Consider the following 26,108-nt stretch of genomic DNA (forward strand, 5'->3'; position numbering starts at 1 on the left):
CATAGCAATTTTTAACATTTAAGCTGTGCTTTTTTTCGAGATGGATATAGAAATAACAATCCCCGAATGAAAAGCCACACATTACACATGATTTAGGTAGCCAAATGATCGACTCAGAAGGTTTCCGACCGAATGTCGGGATCATTTTGGCAAACGACGTTGGACAAGTTTTATGGGCAAAACGCATTGGACACAATGCTTGGCAATTTCCACAAGGAGGTATCCAGTATGGAGAAACCCCTGAACAGGCACTTTATCGTGAGCTGAGAGAAGAAATTGGCTTATTGCCCGAACATGTTCAAATGGTAGCGCAAACAAAAGGTTGGCTACGTTATCGTTTGCCGCAAAGGTATATACGCTCGGATTCAGACCCGGTGTGTATTGGTCAAAAACAAAAGTGGTTTTTACTCAAACTGACAGCGCCAGTCAAAAATATTCAGCTGGATTTGTCGGACCCACCCGAGTTTGACCAGTGGCAATGGGTAAGTTACTGGTATCCATTAGGACAGGTCGTGAATTTTAAACGCGATGTATACCGAAAAGCGATGGTGGAACTGTGTAGTCAGTTACCGTCTATATAAGCATAAAAAAATCGTATGAAAATGCAGATTTTTTAGTAGCATATTGTTATAAATAAAAACGGATTTAAACTTTTTTTGGAGCAGATTTTATGTCGAATATGCAACTGGACACCTTAAGACGCATTGTACAAGAAATCAATGCGTCCACCAGTTTGCATGAATCACTCGACATTATGGTCAATCAGGTGGCAAATGCCATGCAGGTTGATGTCTGCTCCATTTACTTGCTTGACGAACGCAACCAGCGTTACTTGCTGATGGCCTCTAAAGGTTTAAAAGCAGAAGCTGTAGGGCACGTTTCACTGCATACAGGTGAAGGTCTGGTGGGTCTGGTTGGGCAACGTGAAGAAATCGTCAATTTAGACAATGCACCCAAGCACGAACGCTTCATGTATTTACCCGAAACAGGTGAAGAGATTTACAACTCTTTTCTAGGCGTTCCGGTGATGTACCGCCGTAAGGTGATGGGTGTACTGGTCGTTCAAAATAAAGAATCCCAAGACTTTAGTGAAGCAGCAGAATCTTTTCTGGTCACCTTATGTGCACAGCTTTCCGGGGTGATTGCCCACGCACATGCGGTCGGAAATATTGATGTTTTCCGTAAACCGAACAACCTGCCAGCGTATAAAACCTTCCAAGGCGTGTCTGGTTCTGGGGGGATTGCCTTAGGTCGTGCTGTCATTCTGTATCCACCTGCCGATTTGGCTTCTGTACCAGACCGTGAAGCAGATGACATCAGTGAAGAACTGGAACTGCTCGATCATGCCATCGATTCTGTTCGTGAAGAAATTAAATCTCTTGATGACAAAATGCAAGATGCTTTAATGGCTGATGAACGTGCTTTATTTAGTGTGTTCTTACGCATGCTGGATGAAAATGCTCTTCCTGCTGAAATTAAAGCTGAAATTCGCGATGGCAACTGGGCACAAGGTGCGGTTCGTATTGTGATCGACAAGCATATTGCCCTGTTTGCACAAATGGAAGATGGCTATTTACGCGAACGTGTTTCGGACCTGAAAGATCTCGGGCGCCGTATTTTAGCCTTCTTGCAAGAAGCTGATGCCAGTCATCGGGAACTGACTGATGAAAGCATTCTGATTGGTGAAGAAATTTCCACGGCGGCATTAGTGGAATTACCAGTGGATAAAATTGCTGCCATTGTCACCACTGAAGGTGCGATGAACTCGCATATGGTAATTGTGGCACGCGCACTCGGCATTCCAACCGTGGTCGGTGTCACTGAACTGCCCATCAATACCCTGGATGATGTCGAGATGATTGTCGATGCGCATCAGGGTCGGATTTTTATTAATCCACCGCGTCGCTTACGTAGCCGCTATAAAGAAATTCAAAAAGAAGAAGAACAACTGGCCAAAGATTTAAAACAGTATGAAACCAAAGATGCGATTACCCCGGATGGGGTTGCGGTTAAACTATTCGTTAATACCGGTTTAATGATTGATGTGGTTCGTGGCGTACAACGGGGTGCCAAAGGTGTCGGGCTGTACCGCTCTGAAATTCCATTTATGCTGCGTGACCGTTTCCCCGGCGAAGAAGAACAACGCGCCATTTACCGTCAGCAGCTGAGTCACTTTGCCAATAAACCGGTGGTGATGCGAACTTTAGATATTGGCGCAGATAAGGATCTGCCTTATTTCTCTATTGAAGAGGAAAACTCGGCACTCGGCTGGCGCGGTATCCGATTTACACTGGATCATCCTGAAATTTTCTCATCGCAAATTCGTGCCATGTTAAAAGCCAGTATCGGCTTAAATAACCTGCACATTTTGTTGCCAATGGTGACCAGTGTCAGCGAAGTTGAAGAAGCTTTGTACTTGCTGGAGCGCGATTGGACAGCAGTTCAGGAAGAAGAACAGGTTAAAATCACCAAACCGAAAATTGGTATTATGGTCGAAGTACCGAGTGTACTTTTACAAATTGAAGAGTTTTCCGAGTTAGTCGATTTCTTCTCGGTCGGCTCCAACGACTTGACCCAATATTTACTGGCGGTTGACCGTAACAATCCACGTGTTGCCAACGTCTATTCACACTTCCATCCGGCGGTATTACGTGCTTTAACACGCTTGGTTAAAGAATGTCATAAGTACGATAAACCAGTCAGCATTTGTGGTGAGATGGCCGGTGATCCATTAGCTGCAGTGTTATTGATGGCGATGGGCTTTAATACCCTGTCGATGAGTTCGAGTAATATTTTGCGGGTACGTAAAGCGATTTGTCATGTCCCGATGACCGAGGCACAGCAACAACTGGAACATGTCTTGAAAATGGATAACCCATTGATCGTGAAAAGCTGGATGGAGTATTACTTTAAGACCCATGGTCTGGCGGATATGGTGAAATCTGCAACACGCATTGTCGGTACTTAAATTCACATTCAAATAAAATTTAAGACATAGAAACTAAAAGGGCGATAATCATCAGAATATCGCCCTTGCTTATGCTTCGTATAACCACGTTTTACATTTTTCTTTCGATCTACAAACACCTGGCTTTTGTTGACCTCATGCATGTATTTTGCCACAAAGTTATTGATCACAACCTCTGGCTGCTTCTTTTGTTTCGCCATCTCATTTCACCTGTTTTTACATTTTCACATCGAGTCGATGTGAAGCATATATTGCGCTAATTTGTACAAATTTCAAGTCGTTTTAAGCGTGCAAAAAATTTAAACATCAAACCCAAATTTATAATTTTTAAACCCTCCCTCTTTTGCAGAATATATTTCTCATCCCCCAAGGGAGGGAGAGCTTTCATGGCCTAATTAATATTCTTTAGCCAATGCCCTCTCCAACAACCGCTCCACATCTACATCTTTAGGGTTCAGCATCCCCACCACTTGTCCGTGAAAATCACGATAACGAGATTGGATAAATCCATTTGCGACAAAATCAGGTGCATGGCGTTTCAATAAAACTGCTTGTGCCAAAATCACCAGACGGCTGACCAGGCTACGTCCCATAAATTGCAAGTCATCAGGTGATTGATGGAATAACTTAAACAGGCTTTGCAATTCATTTTGCAAGGTTACATCTTGCATGGTGGTAGGGGCCAAATCTTGAAACAACACTTCAATGGATTCAGGTTCGCGCTGAATGGCACGTAATACATCCAGGCACATCACATTGCCTGAACCTTCCCAAATGGTATTGACCGGTGCTTCTTTAAAAATACGTCCCATGATGCCGTTATCGACATAGCCATTGCCCCCGAAGATTTCCATCATCTCACCACTTAGTTCAACAGCTCGTTTGCAAATCCAGAACTTGGAGGCCGGTGTCATGATCCGTTTCCATGCTTGCGACAATGCATCATCAGATTCATAACAATTCGCCAGATGAAAACTTAAGTGCATTGCTGCTTCGGTTTCCAAAGCTAAATCTGCCAACACAGCACGCATCAAAGGCTGTTCGGCCAAGCGTTTGCCAAAAGCCTTACGCTGACGGGTATAAGCAATGCACTGTACCAATGCCTGACGTAACATGGCGGTACTACCAACGGAACAGGTCAGGCGGGTGTAATTTGCCATTTCAATAATGGTCGGAATGCCGCGCCCTGCTTCACCCATCATCATGCCCCACGCTTCCTGAAATTCCACTTCAGAACTGGAGTTGCTGCGGTTACCGACTTTTTCCTTCAGTCGCTGAATGTAAATCTTATTTTTGCTGCCATCATCTAACCAGCGCGGTACAAAGAAACAGGCCAAGCCATCCTGCTCGGTTTTGGCAACGACCAAATGTGCATCGCACATCGGAGCCGAAAAAAACCATTTATGTCCTGTCAGCAAATAGGCCTTGCCACGACCTGACTCGGCGACAGGGACGGCAATGGTTTCATTGGCACGTACGTCTGAGCCGCCCTGCTTTTCCGTCATACCCATACCCAGCCAGATCGATTTCTTCTGACTAATCGGCAGGTCACGTTCATCGTATTCGGTAGACAGAAGTTTTGCGCCAATTTTTGCCCACAATTCAGGTTCACGCTGAATTAGGGGAATACTGCCCAACGTCATCGACGTTGGACATAAACTGCCACATTCAACCTGTCCGCTTAAGTAAAAACGCGCTGCCCATTCCACCCATTTTGAAGATGATTCTGCATGATTAAATGGATGGGCATGACTGTCAAATTGGCGGTTTAATGCCATCCACTTGTGCCAGGCCGGATGAAATTCCACAACGTCTTTACGGCGACCTCTAGCATCAAAGGCATGCAAAATGGGCGTGTGTTTATTGGCTAAATCTGCATATTCATAGTATTCAGATGATCCCACGACTTTGCCCATCTGTGACAAGATTGCCTGATCCTGACTGCCATAATGAGTCAAGATTTCCTGCAAGACCTGATCGGTTTCAAATAGATTGTAATCTTGCAGTTCGTCAAACTGGTTGCTGATCTGATGGGTCATCCATGAATTCATCGTTTATCTTTCCTGCTTGTTGTTCTGGGCTTTTCACTCCAGTATAGAGAAAAAATAGCCGCAGGATGTTCGGCTTTCTTTGATAAAGAGTTTTATGAAAAATCCAGAGATTCAAGTACGGCGCAAGCCGCGTCAATCACGTGCCAAGCTGACTCAGGAAGCCTTGCAGGAAAGTTTTGTTCGGCTTTTGCATGAGCGTGCTGCACATGACCTTACCATTCGGGAAATCACCGAGTTGGCCGGTGTAGGCTTGGGCACGTTTTATGAATATTTTTCCAAAAAGGAAGATTTGATCGCGCTAACCATTCATAGACACGTAAAAAACAATGCCGAGGACTTAAAAACTTATGCACACAGTCTGATCAAGTTATCCCCCAATTTGGCTCTGGATGATTACTTACAGCAGGTGATTCACTTTCAGCTTGAGCAGATTCAGGCACATCAGTTTTTATGGGCGCAGACTTTTTTACTGGAACGGCAGATTTCAAATATTGAGAGCTATCGTAAAAGTTATAAAATGATGGTGCAGATGTGGCAAAGCATTCTTGCACCTTTTGTTCAGGATGCTGAACAGCTCAAACGGATGGGTCTAAATGTGCAACGGGTCTGCTATGGCTTTGTGTCACAAACTCTGTTGGTGGAACCAGAGTTTGGGGAATGGGATGAGTTCGAGAGGGATATTATTCAGACTTTGGTCAACTTAATTTTTAATAAAAATGTTCTTTTTTGAAGTTAAAAATCCATTTTTAATTGGCAAAACACATCAAAATCGCTCACAAAAAAAACCGACTTGTTTCCAAGCCGGGATTCTGCTGATCTTTCAACGTTTTTTTTATATTAAATTATTGATATTACAATATTATTTCAATTACATTTCGTATAAGCACCATTAGGTTAAATAGAAATTAAATTGAGCTAAGATTGTTTTTTTAAAACGTAGAAAAAATAATGTCTCAAATAAAAATTTACGCTTTAAAGGCTTTGTTGCGCAAAGCTTTTCCTATGAATCAGTCTCAGGAATAAATTTTGATAGGCATGAATTGCAAACTGAAAGAATTTTAAATAATGTAGCTACGTTCGGTTCTAGACCTCTTTTGAACAAAAATAATTACTAGGATATATTTATGAAAATATGGTTGGGCTGTGAGTTAAGTAAAGAGGTTATAACTGAAGAGCAACTTAACTTGGTATTTACAGCACGCAATTACATTGAGGATACCTTAAATCTGAGACTAAATGATAAATCCTATAATATTCCGTTAAATAGTTGGGATTGTATAATCATTATAATGGGTGAAGATAGTTTTGAAGAACGTATCTATTATTCTATTAAACGCCAAAATATGGATTTTCGATTAAGAGTTGATCCAACAAGTTTTAAGACAACAGATGACTTGGGCCGAAAAAAACTTATTTTTTCTATGCTTTTAAGGAGTTTAGATTTATTAAAAATTAAGTTTGAAAAAGTTCGTCCAAAACTTGATTCAAAAGTTTTTGAAGAGCTAAAAAAGCTCAAAGATGATGTATTAAATATTGGAAAAGAGGAAAACTGGATTTAGACAGTTAATCTGAATAAAAATATAATTTTTAATATTTAAAACCTTCCTGTTTGTATGTTTTTTTAAAATTAACATAATACACGTTATACGAAATATAATGAATAAGTTAAATAATTTCAATATTTTATAATCTATAAAAAAGCTAAGTGTGTAAGATTTAGCTTTTATATGAGATATCCTTGTTTCACATAAAAACCGCCTCTAAAGGCGGTTTTTTACATGTCAGTGAAATTATTTCTTCACATCAAAACGGTCTGCATTCATCACTTTTGTCCAAGCGGCAACAAAGTCTTTGACGAATTTTTCTTTGTTGTCATCTTGTGCATACACTTCTGCATATGAACGAAGCACTGAGTTTGAGCCGAAAACCAGGTCCGCACGTGTGGCAGTCCACTTCGGTGCACCCGTCGCACGGTCTACAATTTGATAACGGTTCTTGCCCACTGGCTTCCAGTTGTATTTCATGTCAGTCAGGTTCACGAAGAAGTCGTTAGTTAATACGCCTTCTCGGTCTGTGAATACGCCTTCTTTCGCACCCGCGTAGTTGGTACCAAGTACACGCATACCACCGATCAATACAGTCATTTCAGGTGCAGTTAAACCCAGTAACTGAGCACGGTCTAACAACATTTCTTCAGGCTGTACCACATAGTCGTCTTTCAACCAGTTACGGAAACCATCTGCTTTAGGTTCGAAATCTTCAAATGAATAGGCATCAGTTTGCTCTTGAGTTGCGTCGCCTCGTCCTGGAAGGAATGGAACTTTAATGTCTACACCCGCAGCTTGAGCCGCTTTTTCCACCGCAGCCGTACCACCGAGTACGATCAAGTCTGCAATGCTGACTTTCTTCTCAAGACCTGCCTGAATTTCTTCAAGTTTTGCCAATACTTTTGCCAGACGTTCAGGTTCGTTACCAACCCAGTCTTTTTGCGGCGCCAAGCGGATACGTGCACCGTTTGCACCACCGCGATAGTCTGAACCACGGAAAGTACGCGCACTGTCCCAAGCGATATTAATGAGCTCAGCAGACGTTAAACCGCTGTTTAATAACTTGGCTTTGAGTTCATCAATTTCAGCTTCAGACAGAACGTAGTTCACCGATGGAATCGGATCCTGCCAGATTAAATCTTCGTTCGGCACATCAGCACCCAAGTAACGGGATTTTGGCCCCATATCACGGTGAGTCAGCTTGTACCATGCACGCGCAAACACTTCCGCGAAGTAAGCAGGATCATTATAGAAACGCTCAGAAATTTTACGGTACTCAGGATCCACTTTCAGTGCCATATCGGCATCTGTCATCATCGGGTTGCGTCGTACATTCGGGTTGTGCGCATCAACCGGTTTGTCTTCCTCTTTGATGTTGGTCGGTTCCCACTGGTTCGCGCCGGCAGGACTCTTGGTCAATGCCCAGTCGTAAGTGAACAAGAGATAGAAGTATTCGTTGTCCCATTTGGTTGGATGTGTGGTCCAGGCACCTTCCAGACCACTGACCATGGTATTTCCGGCATTGCCTGTACCTTCAGGGTTGTGCCAACCCAGACCTTGGAATTCTACATCTGCACTTTCAACATCAGCACCTAAAAGTTCTGCTTTACCGTTACCATGTGCTTTACCTATGGTATGACCACCAGCGGTTAATGCCACAGTTTCTTCGTCATTCATCCCCATACGGTCAAAAGTGACACGCATGTCTTGGGCGGTACGTAATGGATCAGGCTTGCCGTCTACACCTTCAGGGTTCACATAGATCAAGCCCATTTGCACTGCAGCAAGCGGATTTTCCAGCGATTTACGGTCTTGGTCATTTTCGTAACGGTTTTCAGTCGGTGCGAGCCATTCACGCTCTTCACCCCAGTAAATGTCTTTTTCAGGGTGCCAGATGTCTTGACGACCACCACCGAAACCGAAGGTTTTCAGACCCGCTTCTTCATAGGCCACTGTACCTGCGAGGATGATCAAATCGCCCCATGAAATTTTGTTGCCGTATTTTCTCTTCACTGGCCAAAGCAGGCGACGGCCTTTATCGGTGTTAACGTTATCTGGCCAGCTGTTCAATGGCGCAAAACGCTGGTTGCCGGTGTTCGCACCACCACGGCCATCTTGCTTGCGGTAAGAACCCGCCAAGTGCCATGCGGTACGTACGAACATGCCAATATAGCTGCCCCAGTCTGAAGGCCACCAGTCTTGGCTGCTGTTAATCAATTCACGGAGGTCTTGTTTTACTGCTTCTAAATCCAGTGAGTTGAATGCCTTGGCATAATCAAAGTCCGGATCCATCGGATTGGTTTTTTTGTCGTGTTGGGAAAGAATGTCGAGATTTAGAGCATTGGGCCACCAATTGGTATTTGAATCAGTCGCACTGCTATGTCCGCCCTGTTGATGGAATGGGCATTTCCCTGTAGCTTCTGTCATGTCTAAGCTCCAAATTTAATCATTAAGTGATTATTGTCATGAACCGTTAAATAAAAATTTACCTTTTCAACATAGTCTTTTTTTATGTCTAGCTAAAGCTGATTTTACAAATAGAAACCATCGTTTTTCTCTATCTAAGATACTAGGAAAAAAAGACTTTTTAAATTTAAAAAGTTACAATCGAATCTCTCAAGCTATATTTAAAGCCCATATAAAAAAAGAATTTTTTCATCGTTTGATAATAATTTTGATCAACCACAATACTGATCATTTCCCCAAAAATGACTTTAAATTTTGGATTTACAACCTGATGATCAAAGCATTAAGCTGTATACAATGTAGACCCATCCTAGTAATTTATAACTCAATAAAATAGGGCTTAAACCTATGCAAAATAAGATTGAGCACATCATCCAACAACATGACATTATTTTATTTGATGCAATTTGTGTCATATGCAATGGCTGGGCAAATTTTTTAATCAAGCATGATCGAAAATCTAAATTTAAATTAGTGTCTGCCCAATCCCCTTTAGGTGAAGAAATTCTCCAGCATTACGGCATGTCAACCACTCACTACACTACGATGGTGGTCATTCTTAATGCTCAGCTGTATACAGAATCAACTGCTCTGCTTAAAGTCATGCAGCATCTCGGCCTGCCATTTTCCCTGATGAATTTAGGGTATCTTGTTCCAAGTTTTATCCGGGATTTTCTCTACAGACGTGTAGCCTTAAATCGCTATCAGCTTTTTGGAACAACCGACAACTGCTTGCTTCCATCCGCTGAAAATAAAAGTCATTTTTTGGAGCACGCTATTCGTGACTCATAAGCTTCAATTAGAAAGACCACTTCAACTCATTCAAATCACGCTTGCTGTTCTTTGGATTTATCAGGGACTGGTACCTAAAATCCTATTTCAGTCCAGTGCTGAAATAGCTATTTGGCAAGCTATCGGGTTAGAACTGCATTTAGCGAAAATAGCTGTTGCCCTATCCGGCCTCATTGAAATAGGGTTTGGCTGTACTTTTCTTATTTGGCAAAAAGCAGTCTTTATCCATCAACTTAATATTTTGGGCCTGAGTGGATTATTACTGCTGATTACGTTTACAGATCCCTTACAGCTTACCGCTGCATTTAATCCGGTCATCATGAATATTGCCATGATCGTTATTTCAATGATTGCCATTCAACTTTTAAAGCTTCGCACGCAGCAAGCTTAGAAAAAATCAAACCACCAAACGTCGCCCTTCCCGCACACAGATAAATGGCGTCATCAATTTAGAAGTGTTTTTCATTGCAACTTTTAAATCCAGCTCAGGTTGTTCCCGACTTTCATCGGTCAGTTGAAAGGTTCGATAATGAATGGCTAGAGAACATTTGGAACGTAAATCCTGATGCGCCTGAAAAGCATCCTGCGGATTCATATGCATATAGCGCATCAGCTCACGCGGTTCATAAGCACCAATCGGTAACAATGAAATACGCGGTGCACCCAAACGACTCTGGATCTCTTTAAAATGCGGTGAATAACCGGTATCCCCGGCAAAGAAACAGTGATCTTTTCCAGCAAGCACTGAAAAACCACCCCAGAGTGCCCGATTCTGATCACGCAAGCCGCGACCCGAGAAATGCTGTGCCGGGGTATAAATAATTTTTAAGTCATGCAATAAGGACGATTGCCACCAGTCCATTTCCAGTACATTGTAACTTTTTGGCAAATACCATGAATTACCAAGTCCGGTATAAATCGGCATGGCAAATTTGTCATGCAACCACTGTAAAGTGGCCAAGTCCATATGGTCATAATGATTATGACTGAGCAACACCGCATGAATGGTCGGCAATTCTTCTAAAGCAATTCCTGCAGGAATAACCCGTTTTGGACCTTTGCCCTGTTTAGGACTGGCATGTTCACCCCACACCGGATCGGTGAGCAGGTTATATGGCCCGATCTGCAACAGTACGGTGGCATGCCCCACAAACCACACTTGCCAGTCGTCGATGCTGGCCTCTGGACGATCTTGCGGAATCGCCCGTTTCGCCGTAGCAGATTCAGCATGCTCATTATGATTTACATCCATCTTCCAGGTGGATGACTTACGGGTAAGCAGCCACTTGAAGAGTTCGGCACGTCTACGCCCTTCAGGACGCGGCACGGTATTTAAGAATCGTTCACCATTGTGGTGATTCGAATACATAAATTTGAATGAGGGTTGACGCCAGATATGTGACCAGCAGTCTTGGGTGGGGAGTTGAAAGTGTAATTGCTCAGTCTTTTGCTTCATGTACATTCAATTTCTTAGTGTGACCTAAATATTCAAAATCCGATATTTTGAATATTGCGCCATATATATCACGTTTTTATTCCAAACGTCCTTTCATACGTTCCAACCACACTTTTTTAGTTTGCGGTTTAATAAACAATGCCACAATTTCAGGATGAATCTGTTTAATTTTCGCTTCAATTCTGTTGACGCAGGCTTCAATGTCATCGGAACTTAAATTGTCTTCAAATTCCAGGCTTAAAGATGCCAGTACCTGATGTGCGCCCATCTGTTCAGTCAATACACCATTGGCAGAAAGTACAGCCACATCTTCCTGAGCAATCAGCAAGATATTATTACGTAACTCAGGAGCCGCCGACTCACCCAGTAATAAGCCCTTGGTTTCCCGTCCCAGTAAAATGGCCGAGACTGCCAAGACAATCCCAATCAGGATTGAAGCAACACCGTCTAATTCTGGAATATTTAAAGTGTGTGCCAAATAAATCCCGATCAAGGCAATAAACAGACCACATAAAGCTGCGGTATCTTCAAACAAAACCGTGAATGTCGTCGGATCTTTACTACGACGAAAAGCCTCGAAGTAACCTAGCTCACCTTTGGTCTTACGAAAAGCTTTTAAAGCCACAAACCAGGATACCCCTTCACATAAAATTGCGATGCCTAAAACAATGTAATTTAGGGTCGGATTAAGCATTTCTTCAGGATGACGTACATGCTGTATACCCTGATAAATAGACACCACTGCACCTAATGCAAAAACCATCAGTGCAACAATAAACGCCCAAAAATACAGTTCACGGCCATAACCAAAGGGATGTTTTACATCTCCCGGGCGTTGCGATTTTTTCATGCCGTACAGCAGTAAAATTTCATTCAGCGTATCGACAACCGAGTGAACAGCTTCACTCAGCATGGCGGAACTATTGGTGATATATGCGGCAATAAACTTCACCAAAGCTATGGCCAGATTACCAAGCAAAGCTGCGTAGACCACCACTTTATTCGAGTCAGACATTCAGGTTTGTCCTAAGCGTTATTGTTATCAAACAGATCTATTTGATTTTTCTCTATATCCAATTTTATATTAACCAAATTGCAGCAATAAATTCTTTACGTTTTGTTGTTGTATTCTTTAGAAGACCAAACCGATTTTAGAAATTTGCCAATGGCTTTGAAGTACATAGCTGCCCCCAAACTAATACTGAAGGCAAGTAAAGACCGAAAAAAGGAAGCTTAAGCTTCCTTTTATAATTCCTGAAATGAATTTAAAGCTTGGAAAAATACTGTTCGCGCCATTCTTTCCAGAAATACATCACGATCCCAAACATCACCACAGCAATGCCGATAAAAGCATTCGAACTGATATGCTCATGATTTAAAGTTGCACCCAGTACCAGAGCAATGATGGGCGTCATCACGTTACTCAGCGACACAGTCGATGCAGCTAAACGGCGAATCAGCCAGAAGTAACACAGCATCGCCACAATTGAAGACATGATCATGGTAAAGACAAAACCAATCATGGTTTGCATGCCTGGCATTTGAGTCGGCATGTGCTGCCAGATAAACGGCAATAAACACAACGAACCTAAGGCTGAAATAATCAAAGAACCCGTGGCTTGTGACATCGGACTAAGCGGTGCATTAATCTGTTTCACCCAAAAAATTGAGCTGATATAGGACACCATACTGATCAGCATCAGTACCACACCAATCGGATTGATCTTGCTGTCTGCTGAATCGGCAAAAACAAAGCTTAAACCTGAAACCGCAATCGCCATACCCAGCCATTGTAACCAGATCAGCTTTTGGGTTTTTAAAATGACGTGCCCAATCAAGCCTGCAATTAAAGGGGAAAAACCGAAGATCAGCGCCATCAAACCCGAGGTCAGATAATTGGCAGCAATATAGATAAACAGCTGTGCACCAATTAAATTTAAGCTCCCCGCCAGGTAACTTTTCATTGAAGTCTGATCAAATGGCAAGGGATCACGCATCAGTTTCAATAAAAACAGCGCAATGATGGATGCCCCGAAGTAACGGATAATCAGCACCCACATCGGATGGACTTCCTGTACGCTCCAGACAATCGCCAGTGGTGTGGTGGCCCAGATCAGAACCAGTAAGGCGTAGATACTTGCCGTGACCACCATAGGAGATGAGTTTGAATTCATAAATTGCTCAATTAAATTTTATTAGAAAGAATTGAACTAAATTCTTGTTCAAATCCACTATCAACAATACTAATGGTGGCAGGGATGCCGCCCGCTGATCTGGGGTATATGGACATCTCGCGAAGTACACTTCTCAAGATCAGCAAAAGATTTTTGTCACCTTGCGCCATGTATGGTTCATTTCTCAAAAGTAAGGCAGCACCGACGCAAAGCCTTTTAAAACCACAATATGATGTGTGGTGATGAAAAAGCCATCTAGCAAACATAAAAAAAACAGACCTGAGCAAAGCAGAGGTCTGTTCCTGATTGGGCGAACTAAAACTTAAGCAATTTTGCGTAAATCTTGTGCCAAATCTAGATGTTTTTCAGCTTCGAAAGCAGTATTTTTGCTGATCATTTTTTTCAAATGACGCATTTCTTTTGCAGCATTGACGGTAATGCCGGCAACGATTTGACCATCCGTCACACCGTACATCACGAATGAATTGTCTGCACCTTTGGCTGCATCCATTTCACCGCGAACCAGCCATTGAGCCGCTGCCATATCGCCGACAAACTGGAAATTGATATCCAGTTGATCCGTCCAGAACCAGGCTGGATTGGCTTTCGGATGCTCTACGCCCATTACATGACGCGCGAAAATACCGGCTTGAAGATTGGCATTTTCCCAAGTTTCCACACGACGGAATTCACCATCTGCGCGAAGTTGGGTTGCCACATCGCCTGCGGCATAAATATCAGCATTTGAAGTTTGACAGTTCTCATTGACTTTAATCGCCACGTCAACATCAAGACTGGCAGTCACTGCAAGCTGAGCATTTGGCACAATCCCAATACCGTAAACCACAGCATCAGCGCGAAGTTCTTCGCCACCTTCCAGAGTGACAACCACTTCTTCGCCATCCAGTCGGCAATCCGCAATCTGAGTTGAAAGACGAACATCCACACCTTTGGCACGGTGTTGTTCAAGCAAAAATTCGCTCAGAATTCGTGGTGAACAACGACCCATCACCATTGGACCCATTTCAATCACAGTCACTTGGCAATCTTTAAAACGCGCAGATGATGCAAGTTCAAGACCAATCACACCGCCACCAATCAGGATGAGACGACGACCGGCTTGAAGCACAGGAACAAGCGCTTGAGAGTCTTCAAGGTTACGCAAGGTATAAACATGTTTACCCAAAGCATCGAAGTTCGGTAAACGACGCGCTGCACCACCAGTGGCAAGAAGCAACTTGTCGTATGCAACTACATCGCCATTTTTCAGAACCACATTGTGATCTTCAGCATTGATTTTCACCACGCCATTGCCACGAATCACTTCAACATTCAAATCAGCCAGTTTTTGTTCTGACAGAATTTCGATCTTAGTGTCTTCAGGTTTTAAGATCACATCTTTAGATAAAGGCGGACGCTCATAAGGAAGATGCGTTTCATCACCCACCAAAATGATTTTGCCTTCATACTTGTTGGCACGAAGTTCTAAAATGGCGCTGGCACCGGCTTGACCTGCACCTACAATAACGATGGTTTCGATGTTACTCATGTGCTTTACCCTTTTAATTCTGCAGATACAATGCCGAAGCCTGCAATCCATTCACTGATTGCTTCATAGACTTGAGTGGTCATTTCGTATTCGCCCAATTCAGAGAGTGCTGCAAAAGCTGCAATCCATGAACGAACTTCCTGACCACCACGGCCACCTTCACGGCGAATTTCTGCTTCAGTCATCGCTTCAATCGCTGCGAAATCAGCATTCTTGAAGGTTTCAAGCAATGCGATATCCCATTCAGCATTTAAAGGCACGGCAACAGAGGTATCCCCTGCTGCCAGTTTTTGACCGACTGCAATCACTTTTGCTTGACGCGCTGTACGTGCTTCAGGACTAGGATTACGACCACAAATCAGGAATTCTTCCACTTCAGGCGGAACAGAACCCATTTGCGGTGTCGGTGGATCATGCGAAAGACCACCTGTTCCTAAAATAAGAACACGTTCATTTTCAAGATTTAACGATTTGATGAACTGACCAATCGCGCGACCTAAAGCCACAGTACGTTTCGTCGTTGGCATAGGTGCTGCGGCACCATTAATAAATACCGGAATCGTTGGATAACGATCGAGTTGACCATCGCATAGGAAATGCAAAGGTTGAGTCACACCATGGTCGGCCTGCATGCGGTAAGAATAGGCAACATCTACACCTTCATCCAATACGCGGCGCACCAGGGCAAGCGCAGTATCTTCAGGCACATTAATCTTGTTGTTCTCTGCACCATAATTCCAGTCCCCTGCGGCTGTGGCACGAATACCCACGCAGAAACTTGGCATTAAGTCATAAAAGAAACCGTTAAAATGGTCGGGTCCAAAAGTAATAATTAAAGTTGGATCAAAGGCTTTGACTTCAGCTGCCATTTTTTCAAACGCGGCACGAACATTGGTTTCCTGTTCTGCACGTTGTGGCGAAGCAAATTCCATTAATGGGCTGTGTGAGGCACAAATAAGTTTAACGGCCATGTTTGACTCCTAAACGGAAGGCAGCCAAAAGGCTGCCGAGTATAGTTCTTTGTATTTAAACGTTTTAACTCTTTAAAGATTTAGTCTTCAAAGAAGCCTGCACGCGGCTGACGTAAACCACGAATACCCAAACCACATTCAGCGTTAATTAAAACACCCGTCAGCGGACGGTTATTGGCACGAGACGCCAGCAATACATAAGAACCAGTCATATCTTCAGGTTCTGGTAAGAAATTCAACGGCATGCCACGGGCAATTTTCTCGGGATCACGTGCATCGAGCAGACCAAGATTTTCCTGACCTAGTGATGCCGCACCTTTGATATTCACGTTCATGCCTGATGGGGCAACTGCATTGACGCGCACTTTCGGTGCAAGTTCATAAGCAAGTTCTTTCATGATGCCTACGCCCGCATGTTTAGATGCAGTGTAGACTGGACCACCACCTGCTGAATACAATGCAGAATTAGACAATGTGAAGATGATTGAACCTTCAGATTTCACTAACTCATCTAGCGCAGCTTTGGCACCCAGAATTAACGATTTGGTGTTAATGCCCATGATTTCATCAAAGGCTTTTTCCAGCTGCTCGCCAGAGGTATTGACGATATCAGCGTAGTGATCCCAGATGCCGGCATTACCCACGAAACAGTCAAGCTTACCAAAACGCTCAACGGTTGCTTGAACAGCACGGACATTGTCTGCATAGCTGGCTACATCACCTTCAATCGCAAGAACTTTACCACCGAAGTGTTCGTTCAAGGCATCCACTTTTGCTTTTGAACGTTGAAGAACCGCAACTTGTGCGCCCTCTTCCAAGAAACGCTCAACCAAAGCCCAACCCAGACCTGAACCACCACCAGTAATCAGTGCAACTTCGCCTTGTAGCCAACCCATGATTACTCTCCTGCCATCTCTACGAACAATTGACCATCTTCAACAATCACCGGGAAAGTTTTGATTGGATCAGTTGCAGGTAGACATAAAGCTTCACCTGTTTTCAAGCAGAAACGTGCTGAATGCAGTGGGCATTCAACCGTACCATCATCTTCAAGATAACCTTCAGACATAGAAGCATTACCATGTGAACAACGGTCATTCATGGCGAAGAATTCTCCGCCATTGTTGAACACTGCAAGCGCTTCAATACCGTTCACGCCGCAATCTACTTTTAGCGCTTCGCCTTCGTCTAATTCGTCAACTTGGCAAACAAAAATCTTATTCATTAGAAGAATACACTCAGGTTATGTGAGTTATAGGTCACTTGATCTAACGTAATTTTACGGTTGAAAATCTGGAAGCCCAAATCACTTTCAACTTTACGGATCTTGTCGTGACGCTTACCACAGTAAATCGTTACGTCTTTCTCTTTTTGCGTACGGTATAACAAATAAGTTACGTACACGTCGTATTCGCCTTCAACTTCAGTCGGCTCTACAATCACGTTGCTCACCATGTGAGTCGTACGTGATGGAGGCTCTTCAGCCCAAGCCATACCGGTTTCAAGACGCGCAACACGACGTTCGAGCAAGTCTTTGGTATCGTTAAACACCCAAGTCGTCGGTGGTTCAACTGAACGGCGACGGTCACGGGTTTGTGCATTTGGCGTGGTACGTAGCGTATAAGAAATGTCTTCCGCCAACATATCCAGCCAATCGCGGAATTTCCAGTCGTCTAGCGCTTTGCCTTCACGATATAGAAACTGACTAATTTGATGATGAAGTTCTAAACTGATCTGACTCATTTCATTAGCTCCTTCTCGTATTCGTCAGCTGCTTTCTCTACGTCTTCCCATTTTTCATGGATCAACAGGTCTGCCCAACGGCGGTATAAGCCACGTGCTGCAGTTTCAGAGAAAATGTAGTTGGTAATCCCTGGAATACCATCTTCACGTTTCTTCTCGTGACCCAAGCCCATTTCCATAATGAGTGGGTTATTACGTGCTTTATAACCACGTAAAACTTTTTGAATCTCAATCCAGTTCTCAGAGTCATCTTGCTCAAGGAAACCGGCAGGACCGAAGGCACGCGTCGCAGAACGTTCGAATGCTTCTTTCACTTCTTGCGAAGCTTCAGCATCGGCAATACAGAATGCCCACACTTCAGTTTTGTTGGGACCACGTGGGTGCCATACGCGAAGTGTTGCAGTACCGTTCAACCAAGACATGGTTGGGAACATGTTGTTGTGACCCGCAAGACGCAATGCGCGCGTTTCACCCAAACGTTCTTTCACTTCTTCATACGTTTCACGGAAGTAGTTGGCAACTTCACCGTCTACCCACACGTTAGCGTCTGGTTTTTCAGTAAAGAAGAAACCTGAACCATGACCACGTGAACCGTACTGGATCGCGTCTTTAGCGGTTTCCCAAACTGGACGAGCGGTTTGAGCAGCACCTAATTTCTTAGAGGATTCGTCATCAGGTTTTGCACCCAACACCTGAATGGCAGATGCGTGAGAGAACAATGCGTGGTATTGGTCAGATGCAAACTGTTCAGCTGCAAATTTCCAGTTGCATTCGATTTCCCACTTATGCACACCACCGATGATTTCAGTACCACCTGGACGACGGTCTAATACGCCATCAAGATACCAAGCGATATCACCCATATATTCGATTAAATCTGGTGTGGTTTCATCCCAACAAGCAAAGATTAAGCCTTTGTAAGATTCAACACGGTTAACTTCAACCAGACCCCATTTTTCTTTGCATGCGCCTTGCGGGAATGCACGATCTTCTAACGGGATATCTTTAAGTGAACCATCAATACCGTAAGACCAGCCGTGGTATGGGCAAGTGAATGCACGCGTATTACCACAGTCTGCGAAGCTCACACGCATAGAGCGGTGACGGCACTGGTTTAAAAATGCTTTGATTGAGCCATCTTTTTGACGAGCTACAATAATCGGGTCTTCACCCATATAGGTATTGAAGAAATCGCCCGCTTTAGGAATTTGGCTTTCATGACACAGGAATAACCAAGTACGACCAAAAACGCGTTCAAGCTCTAATTCATATAAATCTGGATCTGTGTAGATATATGGCGAGATACGACCATTTTGTGCATCGACCAAAGCGTCGATTTCGCGCACATCAATTTTTCCACTCATGAGAAGCTCTCCTGTGACGTACTCTGTCACAAAGTAAATAGACTCAACTTTTAGTGGATAATGGTTTTATAGCGGCTTTTAGTGAAATATTTTTTTTGTTTCAATTAAGATATTTTAGAGATTATTAGCAGACATTTTTCTTATATTAAAACAGTCATGAAAAATGCAAGACCATTTATTTTCTAAATGGCAGAATCATCTTCACGTAATAGTTGTTTATAGATTATACTCTCCTCAAATTATAGTAAGACATTTTTTGGATTACTCATTGGATTGGTTATATGGAATTACGACATCTTCGATATTTTATCACCGTTGCAGAAGAACTAAACTTTAGTAAAGCGGCGTTAAAGCTCTATACCGCCCAACCCTCTTTAAGTCAGCAAATTAAAGACCTTGAAGAAGATGTAGGCGTACAACTGCTCTATCGTACCAAACGAAAAGTTGAACTCACGGAAGAAGGTGCAGTATTTCTAGAACAAGCCCGTTTGACGCTGGCACAGGCCGACAAAGCCATTGCCATGGCACGTCAAGTCTCGCAAGCTAAACAGCAAATGCTGCGTATTGGCTTCGTTCCAGTCGCGGAAATGAAAATTTTCCCTTATGTACTACCGAATTTACGTGTACAAAATCCGGATTTAAAAATTGATTTGCTCAGTTTAAATAACAGTGAGCAAATTAAACTATTGAAGAAAGGTGAACTGGATGTGACCTTTACACGCCAGAACCTCAATAGTGATGAAATTGAAAGTTTATTTGTTTTACGCGAACCGCTAATCTTTATTTTGCCAGAGAATCATCCCTTGGCCAAATATGAGCGCATCCCAGTTAAAGCATTGAATGGTATAGATTTTATTATTCCAGCAGCAGAACAGTCTTTAACGCTACACAATGCGATTCTGGATTTTGCCAAAGCCAATGGGATTGAATTCAACATTGTGCAAAAAGCAGACAACATCTTGTTTAACATCAACTCTGTAGGTATGGGACTGGGTTGTACCATTCTGCCGGGCTATGTTGCCCCATTAACCACAAGTAATTCTGTCATTCGCACGCTAGATGTTGAGCTTCCTTACCTCGACCTCTATGTGAGTTACCACAAAAACAGTAGTTCTGTCGCTGTACAGAAATTTATTGAATTACTGACCCGCGTGTTTTATCTGAATATCAATCGCGATTGATCAATTTTTTACACATTCACTTTTTTCAATTGAGCACACCATTATTTTTCTGATAAATAATGGTGTCTTTTTTTGCACCATTTTGATTATTTTTCTACCACATTAGACTGAAGTCTTATAAAAATTCACCACTTCAAAGCCCATCTTTATGGGAAATAACGTATAACTTTTCTTTCACTCATTTATAAAAATATCTCATAATCAGAAAATTACAACTTAAGTCTAATAAGCCCAGCACAACCTTTTTAAAATATTTGTAAAAAATAAAGACCAATATAGGGAAGATTATGCAAATAGACCCGCTGCATCGTATAAAAGTAGGTGTTCGATACCACCCTTATTTCTTTTTTACTTTTCCTGCAATCGCTGTTTTCTATTATTTTTTGCACTGGCTGACCCAATGGGGCTGGTCTACCTGTCTTTTAATCAGCTGGAATATAGCAATCTATGGCTATTTATTCTTAACTCTAAAGACATTATGGCGTACAGAACATGCCCATATTTTGCAGCCTGCACAACAACAAGATGCCAGCAAATGGCTGATTTTACTGCTGGTAATTCTGACTTTAATCATGTGTTTCATTGCCATCGTTATTGAAATTAATCATTTACCCCCAGATTCCGCCATTCGAACAGGTCACTTAATCTTATCCATCCTCACCCTTGTTTCTGCCTGGTTTTTTATGCATACCATCTTTGCCATTCATTATGCTCATGACTTTTATCTGGCATTAGAAAAACATAAAGATGGCGGACTGGATTTTCCAAAAACTCCTGAACCGACTTATCCTGACTTTTTGTATTTCAGTTATGTCGTAGGAACTTCAGCTCAAACGGCGGATGTTTCGATTACCACCCGATCGATGCGTGTATTAAATACTTTGCACTTGCTGTTGGCCTATGGATTTAATACCACCATTTTGGCCATTAGCATCAATGTGACGGCTAACCTTATTAGCACTTAATTGTGAGTAGTTAATTAAAGGCATAAAAAAAGGATGACTACTGTCATCCTTTTTCATTTTATTCATACAGCGTGATTAAACACCACGAGCTGTTAAATAATTTTTAATTACAGTATTAAATTCTTCAGATTTTTCAACTTGAGACCAGTGACCACATTGGCTGAAGATGTGTGCATCAGCATGTGGAACAATGTTCAAGATATCCCATGAACGAGACACAGGAATGACCACGTCTTGTACGCCATGAATCAAAAGTACAGGAACTTTGATTTCTTTCATTTTTTCGAAATCAAGCGGGAATTCGAAACGGTCACGGTCACGTGCGCCAACAACGTCCATCAGACGGTCAGACGCGTAATCATTTTTCGCAGAATCAAAACGTACTTTAACCAGTTCATCAGTGATCAAGTCTTTGTTCACAACAAACATAGAAAGGGTTTTCTTGATGCCTTCTTCTGTAAGCACTGGATTAGCATGCGCTTTAAGTGCAGCAGTCTGTTTCGCACCGCCAGTACCCATAGACACGATACCCAAAACACGTTCAGGGTAATCAAGCACCATCTGGAATGCTAACCAGCCACCCAAAGAGTTACCCACTACCCAAGTTTTTTCGATACCTAAAGCATCTAAAGTACGGATTGCGTGATCAACCCAAGCACGGATACCGTAAGCAGTGTTTGGCGCAACCACACTTTGACCATAACCAATGGTGTCAATTGCGATACAACGCGCTTGCTCACCAATTTGTGGCAAGTTTAACCACCAGTTTGCAGCAGCAGATACGCCTGTACCTGAACCGTGTAAAAATAGAATAGGTGTACCTTCACCAATTTCGTGGTAATGCGTCAACTCGCCTTCAGCAGTTTCAATCCATTTGTCTTCTAAGCCAAAGAATGGATCTGTTTGATAGTCAGGGATTTGAACAGTGCTCATATTGATTCCTCTTACAGTCTTTAGCTTGCGTGTCCCTCTATTACAAGAATTCGACGTCAAGTTGACTCATTAAAATGACTTTTTACATCTTTATATTAACCGTTCAAGACCTGCAAACTGATACAAATTTACGATCAAACCCTATAAAAAAACGATTATTTATGTCTTTGTTTTTATACAATTAAAATAAAATCATACCCATAATTTGCTTAAGGTATTTCAAGCCAAAATATTGTGAGCTCAAAAAAAAGAGCGACTGATCAACAGTCGCTCTTTTTTGATTCAATGATTTAGAACTTATAGGTATAGGTTGTAGCTACACGATACTCTTTAAGGTCAGATTTATAATCGAAGTCAGCATCGATATACATCGCTTGGAAGCCTAAACCTTTCAACTTACCTTCAGGCACTGTGTAGTTCACGATTAGATTAAGCTCATCCGAATCCTGGTTTTTCTTGCCATTTGCTTCAGCATCAAAGCCCATCATGTATACCGCAGTAGCATTCAAACCTTTTGCACCCAGTTCAGAGAAGTCATAACCATAAGTTAAACCTACTGATTTCTCATCAATAGCAGTGAAAGTCGCAACACCCCAGTTTACAAGGTAAGGCTGTGGCACCCAGCCACCCAACGTTGGGAAAGCACTGTCACCAAACATTTGTTGATAGCCCAAACCTACTGTGTGTGCGCCATAATTAACTTTTGCCCCTGCAGATAATGCCTGGTTATCAATTTTACCGTACAGCTTGTTGCCTGAATCCGAGTTATCGAAATAACGGATATGGCTATCTAATTTTGCCTTTTCACCTAAGGTGGTTTTGTAATTCGCACCGACATAATGCTGCTGGTAGATGTCTTTTACATCTGCATACCAGTAGCTTGCACCAATCTCTTTATTGAATTGATGATCCACACCCGCAATCCACATACCATCAGATTCAGGACCTTGGTCAAAACTTCCTTTTGAAATGCCATCAGGTAAAGTTTTACCTGGAGCAAATAGAGTTAAATCTCGGAACTGGTTGTCATAGCGGTTATTGATCTTATCAATATAAGCCAAAGTCAGTTTGGTATCTTTAATGTCTTTAGATTCTAACCATGCACCGCTATAAGTCGTCAGCAACTGACGCGATGGATCGAATACCAATACTGGAGATACCGGTAATAACTCACCTACTTTCAATTCGGTTTGTGAAACTTTGGCTTTTAAGGTCGCACCCACTTTACCGAAGTTGTCTTTTGACTCTTTACCATCATGCGGCAACACGAAGTCGGCATTTTTATCGCGACCATTCAATTTAAATGCGTGCTGTACCAAAAGGTCTGCACCGACTTGAATGCCAGCACCGATATCCTGATAACCGGATTTTGCATCCAGGGTAATGCCTTGTGACCATGAACCCCAGTTTTTCTCTGGTGTTGCTGCAATCTGACGATCAAGATAGAAATTTTTGAATTTTAATTGGACTTGGCTATCGTCGATAAATTCTGCATTCGTTGCAGTTGTACCTAATGCTAGAGTCGCAGCACAGATGGCTTTCCATAAAGTTTGACGACGCATGGCTTATTCCCAGTGATCAAATTAAGCTATGACGCCATCATGCTAAACAATGCAGTTAAAAAAAATCAGACCAGAGTATTAAGATTAAAGGCATTCATCCGGCTTTTTTATTGTTTAAGATTCACCATCAACTCTTGTTAAGAACTTTAAACAATAAGATATTTTGCCCTAAATTTATTTCATTATTCTTAAAGCCTTGTTGCAGTGCTTATTTTTAAGAAAATTTCACCTTTTTGGATTTAAATTTTTTTTATTAATCGTTTTTAGGTTTAAGCAGCTTTTAAAGCATCTTAAATAATTGATTATTTTAATATATTTTACATATCGCATGATATTTTTTATCTATAAATACAAATGTTTAGCCATAAAAAAAGCACCCTCAATGGGGTGCTTTCTAACACTTACTTTAAAAGAAAATTTTTAAAATTAAGCTTGTAGCTCACGTGCTTTAGACATGGTTAATGCCAAGTCTTCAATCATGTCTTCCTGACCGCCAACCGTACCACGACGACCAAGTTCCATCAGAATTTCACGAGCAGAAACACCATATTTCGCTTCAGCACGTTTAGCAAACAACAGGAATGATGAGTAAACACCTGCATAACCTAAAGTTGCTGCATCACGGTCTGCACGAATTGGTTGTTGCATCATTGGAACAATCAGTTCTTCAGCAATATCCTGAACTTTGAACAAGTCCACACCTGTTTCCATTTGCATACGGTTAGCAACCGCAACAAACAATTCAAGTGGCGTATTACCTGCGCCTGCGCCTAAACCGGCAGAAGCCAAATCGACACGCGTTGCACCCGCTTGAACCGCTGAAACAGAGTTCGCAACGCCCATACCCAAGTTATGGTGACCATGGAAACCGATTTCGATGTCTGAAGCCAAGTTGGCACGCAAAATACCCACGCGGTCAGTTACGTCTTGAGGAAGCATATAACCCGCAGAGTCAGTGACATAGATACAGTTTGCACCGTATGACACCATTTTGTTGGCTTCTTCCAAAAGTTTTTCTGGAGTCGCCATGTGAGCCATCATCAAGAAGCCCACAGTGTCCATGCCAAGTTTGCGCGCAGCAGTAATGTGCTGTTCAGAAACGTCTGCTTCTGTAGAGTGTGTTGCAACACGAATCGTTGCTACACCTACATCGTGCGCCATTTTTAAATGGTCAACCGTACCAATACCCGGAATTAAAAGTGCAGATACTTTGGCTTGTTTAAGCTTTGGAATAACCGCTGTTAAATATTCTTCATCCGTTGCAGCTGCAAAACCGTAGTTCACAGAGTTACCGCCTAAGCCGTCACCATGTGTTACTTCGATTAAAGGTACACCAGCATCATCAAGTGCAGTTGCAATCGCAACCATTTGCTCTGGTGTAGTTTGATGGCGCATTGGGTGCATACCATCACGTAACGTCATATCATTAATAATAATTTTTGACATGGTCTGCTCCTTAAGCTTCTGCTTCAGCTTGCGCTGCTTGGTTAGCAATGAGACGTTCTGCAAACATTTCTGCAGTACGTGCAGCAGCTGCAGTCATGATGTCCAGGTTACCGGCATATTTAGGCAAGTAATCACCCAAACCTTCGACTTCCAAGAACATAGAAACACGGTTGCCATCAAATACTGGACCATTTACAAGTTTGTAACCTGGTACATATTTTTGAACTTCTTTAATCATGGCATGCACAGATTCTGTGATTGCAGCCTGATCCGGTGTACCTTCAACTAAGCAGTGCACAGTGTCACGCATCATCAATGGTGGCTCAGCAGGGTTGATAATGATGATGGCTTTACCTTGTTTCGCGCCACCCACTTGCTCAATTGCACCCGCAGTGGTACGTGTAAATTCATCAATGTTTTTACGTGTACCCGGACCAACCGATTTCGTTGATACCGTTGCGATGATTTCACCGTAGTTTACAGGTTGAACACGTGAAATAGCTGCCACCATAGGAATGGTTGCCTGACCGCCACATGTCACCATGTTTACGTTCGGCAAGTCACCTTGTTCAAGCAAAGCTTCAAGATTTACCGGTGGTACGCAAAATGGACCAATCGCTGCAGGCGTCAAGTCAATCATTTGTACGCCAAGCTCATTCAACTTGCGGCTGTTTTCAGCATGTACATATGCAGAAGTTGCATCGAAAGCAATTTGAATATTGTCTGCTAAAACATGCGGCAATAAACCGTCTACACCGTCAGCAGTGGTTTTGATCCCCATTTTCGCTGCACGCGCCAAACCTTCAGAAGTTGGGTCAATCCCCACCATCCATACAGGTTCCAAAACTTCACTACGTTGAAGTTTGTAAAGCAAATCTGTACCGATATTACCCGGACCGATCAATGCACATTTAATCTTTTTCATTAACGTACTCTCTTA

General features: G+C 42.5%; 25 protein-coding genes. 8 read left to right on the top strand and 17 right to left on the bottom strand.

The genetic code is table 11. The features are described from left to right. The first annotated feature begins 104 nt into the window (after positions 1-104). Complete coding sequence (locus tag B9T23_RS03280) at positions 105-581, top strand: RNA pyrophosphohydrolase (RefSeq protein ID WP_086192981.1); 477 nt, start codon at positions 105-107, stop codon at positions 579-581. Between the two features lie 89 nt (positions 582-670). Beyond that, positions 671-2,968, top strand: a complete 2,298-nt coding sequence (gene ptsP, locus B9T23_RS03285; RefSeq protein ID WP_086192982.1) for a phosphoenolpyruvate--protein phosphotransferase — start codon at positions 671-673, stop codon at positions 2,966-2,968. Positions 2,969-2,976: 8 nt separating this feature from the next. On the opposite strand, the gene B9T23_RS03290 is transcribed toward ptsP, so the two are convergent. Together B9T23_RS03290 and B9T23_RS03295 are read right to left on the bottom strand one after the other, a co-directional pair. Next, a complete protein-coding gene (locus B9T23_RS03290) occupies positions 2,977-3,168 on the bottom strand; it encodes a DUF7230 family protein (protein ID WP_086192983.1) in 192 nt (63 codons plus the stop codon). 195 nt (positions 3,169-3,363) lie between these two features. After that, complete coding sequence (locus B9T23_RS03295; protein WP_086192984.1) at positions 3,364-5,019, bottom strand: acyl-CoA dehydrogenase family protein; 1,656 nt, start codon at positions 5,017-5,019, stop codon at positions 3,364-3,366. Between the two features lie 94 nt (positions 5,020-5,113). On the opposite strand from B9T23_RS03295, the gene B9T23_RS03300 reads away from it, so the two are divergent. Both B9T23_RS03300 and B9T23_RS03305 read left to right on the top strand, forming a co-directional pair. Beyond that, the gene (locus tag B9T23_RS03300; RefSeq protein WP_086192985.1) at positions 5,114-5,749 is read left to right on the top strand and encodes a TetR/AcrR family transcriptional regulator; all 636 of its coding nucleotides are present in this window, start codon (positions 5,114-5,116) and stop codon (positions 5,747-5,749) included. A gap of 394 nt (positions 5,750-6,143) precedes the next feature. Next, entirely contained in the window at positions 6,144-6,578 is a 435-nt protein-coding gene (locus B9T23_RS03305) for an Imm44 family immunity protein (protein WP_086192986.1), read from the top strand. A 231-nt stretch (positions 6,579-6,809) separates the two neighbouring features. Here B9T23_RS03305 and katG read toward each other — a convergent pair whose 3' ends face one another. Then, entirely contained in the window at positions 6,810-8,993 is a 2,184-nt protein-coding gene (katG, locus tag B9T23_RS03310; protein ID WP_086192987.1) for a catalase/peroxidase HPI, read from the bottom strand. Positions 8,994-9,380: 387 nt separating this feature from the next. Between katG and B9T23_RS03315 the strand changes: the two genes are divergently transcribed. Beyond that, entirely contained in the window at positions 9,381-9,824 is a 444-nt protein-coding gene (locus B9T23_RS03315; protein WP_086192988.1) for a thiol-disulfide oxidoreductase DCC family protein, read from the top strand. After that, the gene (locus B9T23_RS03320; protein WP_086192989.1) at positions 9,814-10,215 is read left to right on the top strand and encodes a DoxX-like family protein; all 402 of its coding nucleotides are present in this window, start codon (positions 9,814-9,816) and stop codon (positions 10,213-10,215) included. Before B9T23_RS03315 ends, B9T23_RS03320 begins: the two co-directional genes overlap by 11 nt. A 6-nt stretch (positions 10,216-10,221) precedes the next feature. Here the strand turns inward: B9T23_RS03320 and B9T23_RS03325 are convergent, their stop codons facing one another. From B9T23_RS03325 to hcaE, 10 genes are all read right to left on the bottom strand, one after another. Beyond that, the gene (locus B9T23_RS03325; protein ID WP_086192990.1) at positions 10,222-11,280 is read right to left on the bottom strand and encodes an MBL fold metallo-hydrolase; all 1,059 of its coding nucleotides are present in this window, start codon (positions 11,278-11,280) and stop codon (positions 10,222-10,224) included. Between the two features lie 76 nt (positions 11,281-11,356). Next, positions 11,357-12,295: a cation diffusion facilitator family transporter gene (locus B9T23_RS03330; RefSeq protein WP_086192991.1), complete on the bottom strand. Its 939-nt coding sequence runs from the start codon at positions 12,293-12,295 to the stop codon at positions 11,357-11,359. Positions 12,296-12,545: 250 nt separating this feature from the next. After that, positions 12,546-13,454: a DMT family transporter gene (locus tag B9T23_RS03335; RefSeq protein WP_086192992.1), complete on the bottom strand. Its 909-nt coding sequence runs from the start codon at positions 13,452-13,454 to the stop codon at positions 12,546-12,548. A gap of 11 nt (positions 13,455-13,465) precedes the next feature. Beyond that, entirely contained in the window at positions 13,466-13,624 is a 159-nt protein-coding gene (locus B9T23_RS16730; RefSeq protein ID WP_171263041.1) for a hypothetical protein, read from the bottom strand. Between the two features lie 152 nt (positions 13,625-13,776). Next, positions 13,777-15,003 carry a 3-phenylpropionate/cinnamic acid dioxygenase ferredoxin--NAD(+) reductase subunit gene (gene hcaD, locus B9T23_RS03345; RefSeq protein WP_086192994.1) on the bottom strand — a complete coding sequence of 409 codons (1,227 nt, stop codon included), beginning with the start codon at positions 15,001-15,003 and terminating at the stop codon, positions 13,777-13,779. Positions 15,004-15,008: 5 nt separating this feature from the next. After that, entirely contained in the window at positions 15,009-15,974 is a 966-nt protein-coding gene (locus B9T23_RS03350; RefSeq protein WP_086192995.1) for a 3-carboxyethylcatechol 2,3-dioxygenase, read from the bottom strand. An 80-nt stretch (positions 15,975-16,054) separates the two neighbouring features. Then, on the bottom strand, positions 16,055-16,870 hold the full coding sequence (gene hcaB, locus B9T23_RS03355; RefSeq protein WP_067722169.1) for a 3-phenylpropionate-dihydrodiol/cinnamic acid-dihydrodiol dehydrogenase: 816 nt from the start codon (positions 16,868-16,870) through the stop codon (positions 16,055-16,057). 2 nt (positions 16,871-16,872) lie between these two features. Then, positions 16,873-17,199, bottom strand: coding sequence for a 3-phenylpropionate/cinnamic acid dioxygenase ferredoxin subunit (gene hcaC, locus B9T23_RS03360; RefSeq protein ID WP_067722172.1), 327 nt, complete (start codon positions 17,197-17,199; stop codon positions 16,873-16,875). After that, positions 17,199-17,717, bottom strand: coding sequence for a 3-phenylpropionate/cinnamic acid dioxygenase subunit beta (hcaF, locus tag B9T23_RS03365; protein ID WP_067722174.1), 519 nt, complete (start codon positions 17,715-17,717; stop codon positions 17,199-17,201). The genes hcaC and hcaF overlap by 1 nt, the downstream gene beginning before the upstream one ends. After that, positions 17,714-19,081 (bottom strand): 3-phenylpropionate/cinnamic acid dioxygenase subunit alpha, encoded by a 1,368-nt coding sequence (hcaE, locus tag B9T23_RS03370; protein ID WP_086192996.1) that lies wholly within the window; start codon positions 19,079-19,081, stop codon positions 17,714-17,716. The genes hcaF and hcaE overlap by 4 nt, the downstream gene beginning before the upstream one ends. Positions 19,082-19,362: 281 nt before the next feature. Here hcaE and hcaR point away from each other — a divergent pair, with 281 nt between their 5' ends. After that, positions 19,363-20,262 (top strand): DNA-binding transcriptional regulator HcaR, encoded by a 900-nt coding sequence (gene hcaR / locus B9T23_RS03375; protein ID WP_067722178.1) that lies wholly within the window; start codon positions 19,363-19,365, stop codon positions 20,260-20,262. A gap of 287 nt (positions 20,263-20,549) precedes the next feature. Continuing rightward, the gene (locus B9T23_RS03380) at positions 20,550-21,227 is read left to right on the top strand and encodes a DUF1345 domain-containing protein (RefSeq protein ID WP_086192997.1); all 678 of its coding nucleotides are present in this window, start codon (positions 20,550-20,552) and stop codon (positions 21,225-21,227) included. Between the two features lie 75 nt (positions 21,228-21,302). On the opposite strand, the gene B9T23_RS03385 is transcribed toward B9T23_RS03380, so the two are convergent. From B9T23_RS03385 to B9T23_RS03400, 4 genes are all read right to left on the bottom strand, one after another. Then, positions 21,303-22,160 carry an alpha/beta fold hydrolase gene (locus B9T23_RS03385; RefSeq protein ID WP_086192998.1) on the bottom strand — a complete coding sequence of 286 codons (858 nt, stop codon included), beginning with the start codon at positions 22,158-22,160 and terminating at the stop codon, positions 21,303-21,305. A 290-nt stretch (positions 22,161-22,450) separates the two neighbouring features. Continuing rightward, the gene (locus B9T23_RS03390) at positions 22,451-23,722 is read right to left on the bottom strand and encodes an OprD family outer membrane porin (RefSeq protein ID WP_086192999.1); all 1,272 of its coding nucleotides are present in this window, start codon (positions 23,720-23,722) and stop codon (positions 22,451-22,453) included. 426 nt (positions 23,723-24,148) lie between these two features. Next, the gene (gene dmpG, locus B9T23_RS03395) at positions 24,149-25,168 is read right to left on the bottom strand and encodes a 4-hydroxy-2-oxovalerate aldolase (protein ID WP_067722187.1); all 1,020 of its coding nucleotides are present in this window, start codon (positions 25,166-25,168) and stop codon (positions 24,149-24,151) included. Between the two features lie 10 nt (positions 25,169-25,178). Continuing rightward, on the bottom strand, positions 25,179-26,093 hold the full coding sequence (locus B9T23_RS03400; protein ID WP_086193000.1) for an acetaldehyde dehydrogenase (acetylating): 915 nt from the start codon (positions 26,091-26,093) through the stop codon (positions 25,179-25,181). Positions 26,094-26,108 lie beyond the last annotated feature (15 nt).

Source organism: Acinetobacter terrae (assembly GCF_002135195.1).
GTDB classification, from domain to species: domain Bacteria; phylum Pseudomonadota; class Gammaproteobacteria; order Pseudomonadales; family Moraxellaceae; genus Acinetobacter; species Acinetobacter terrae.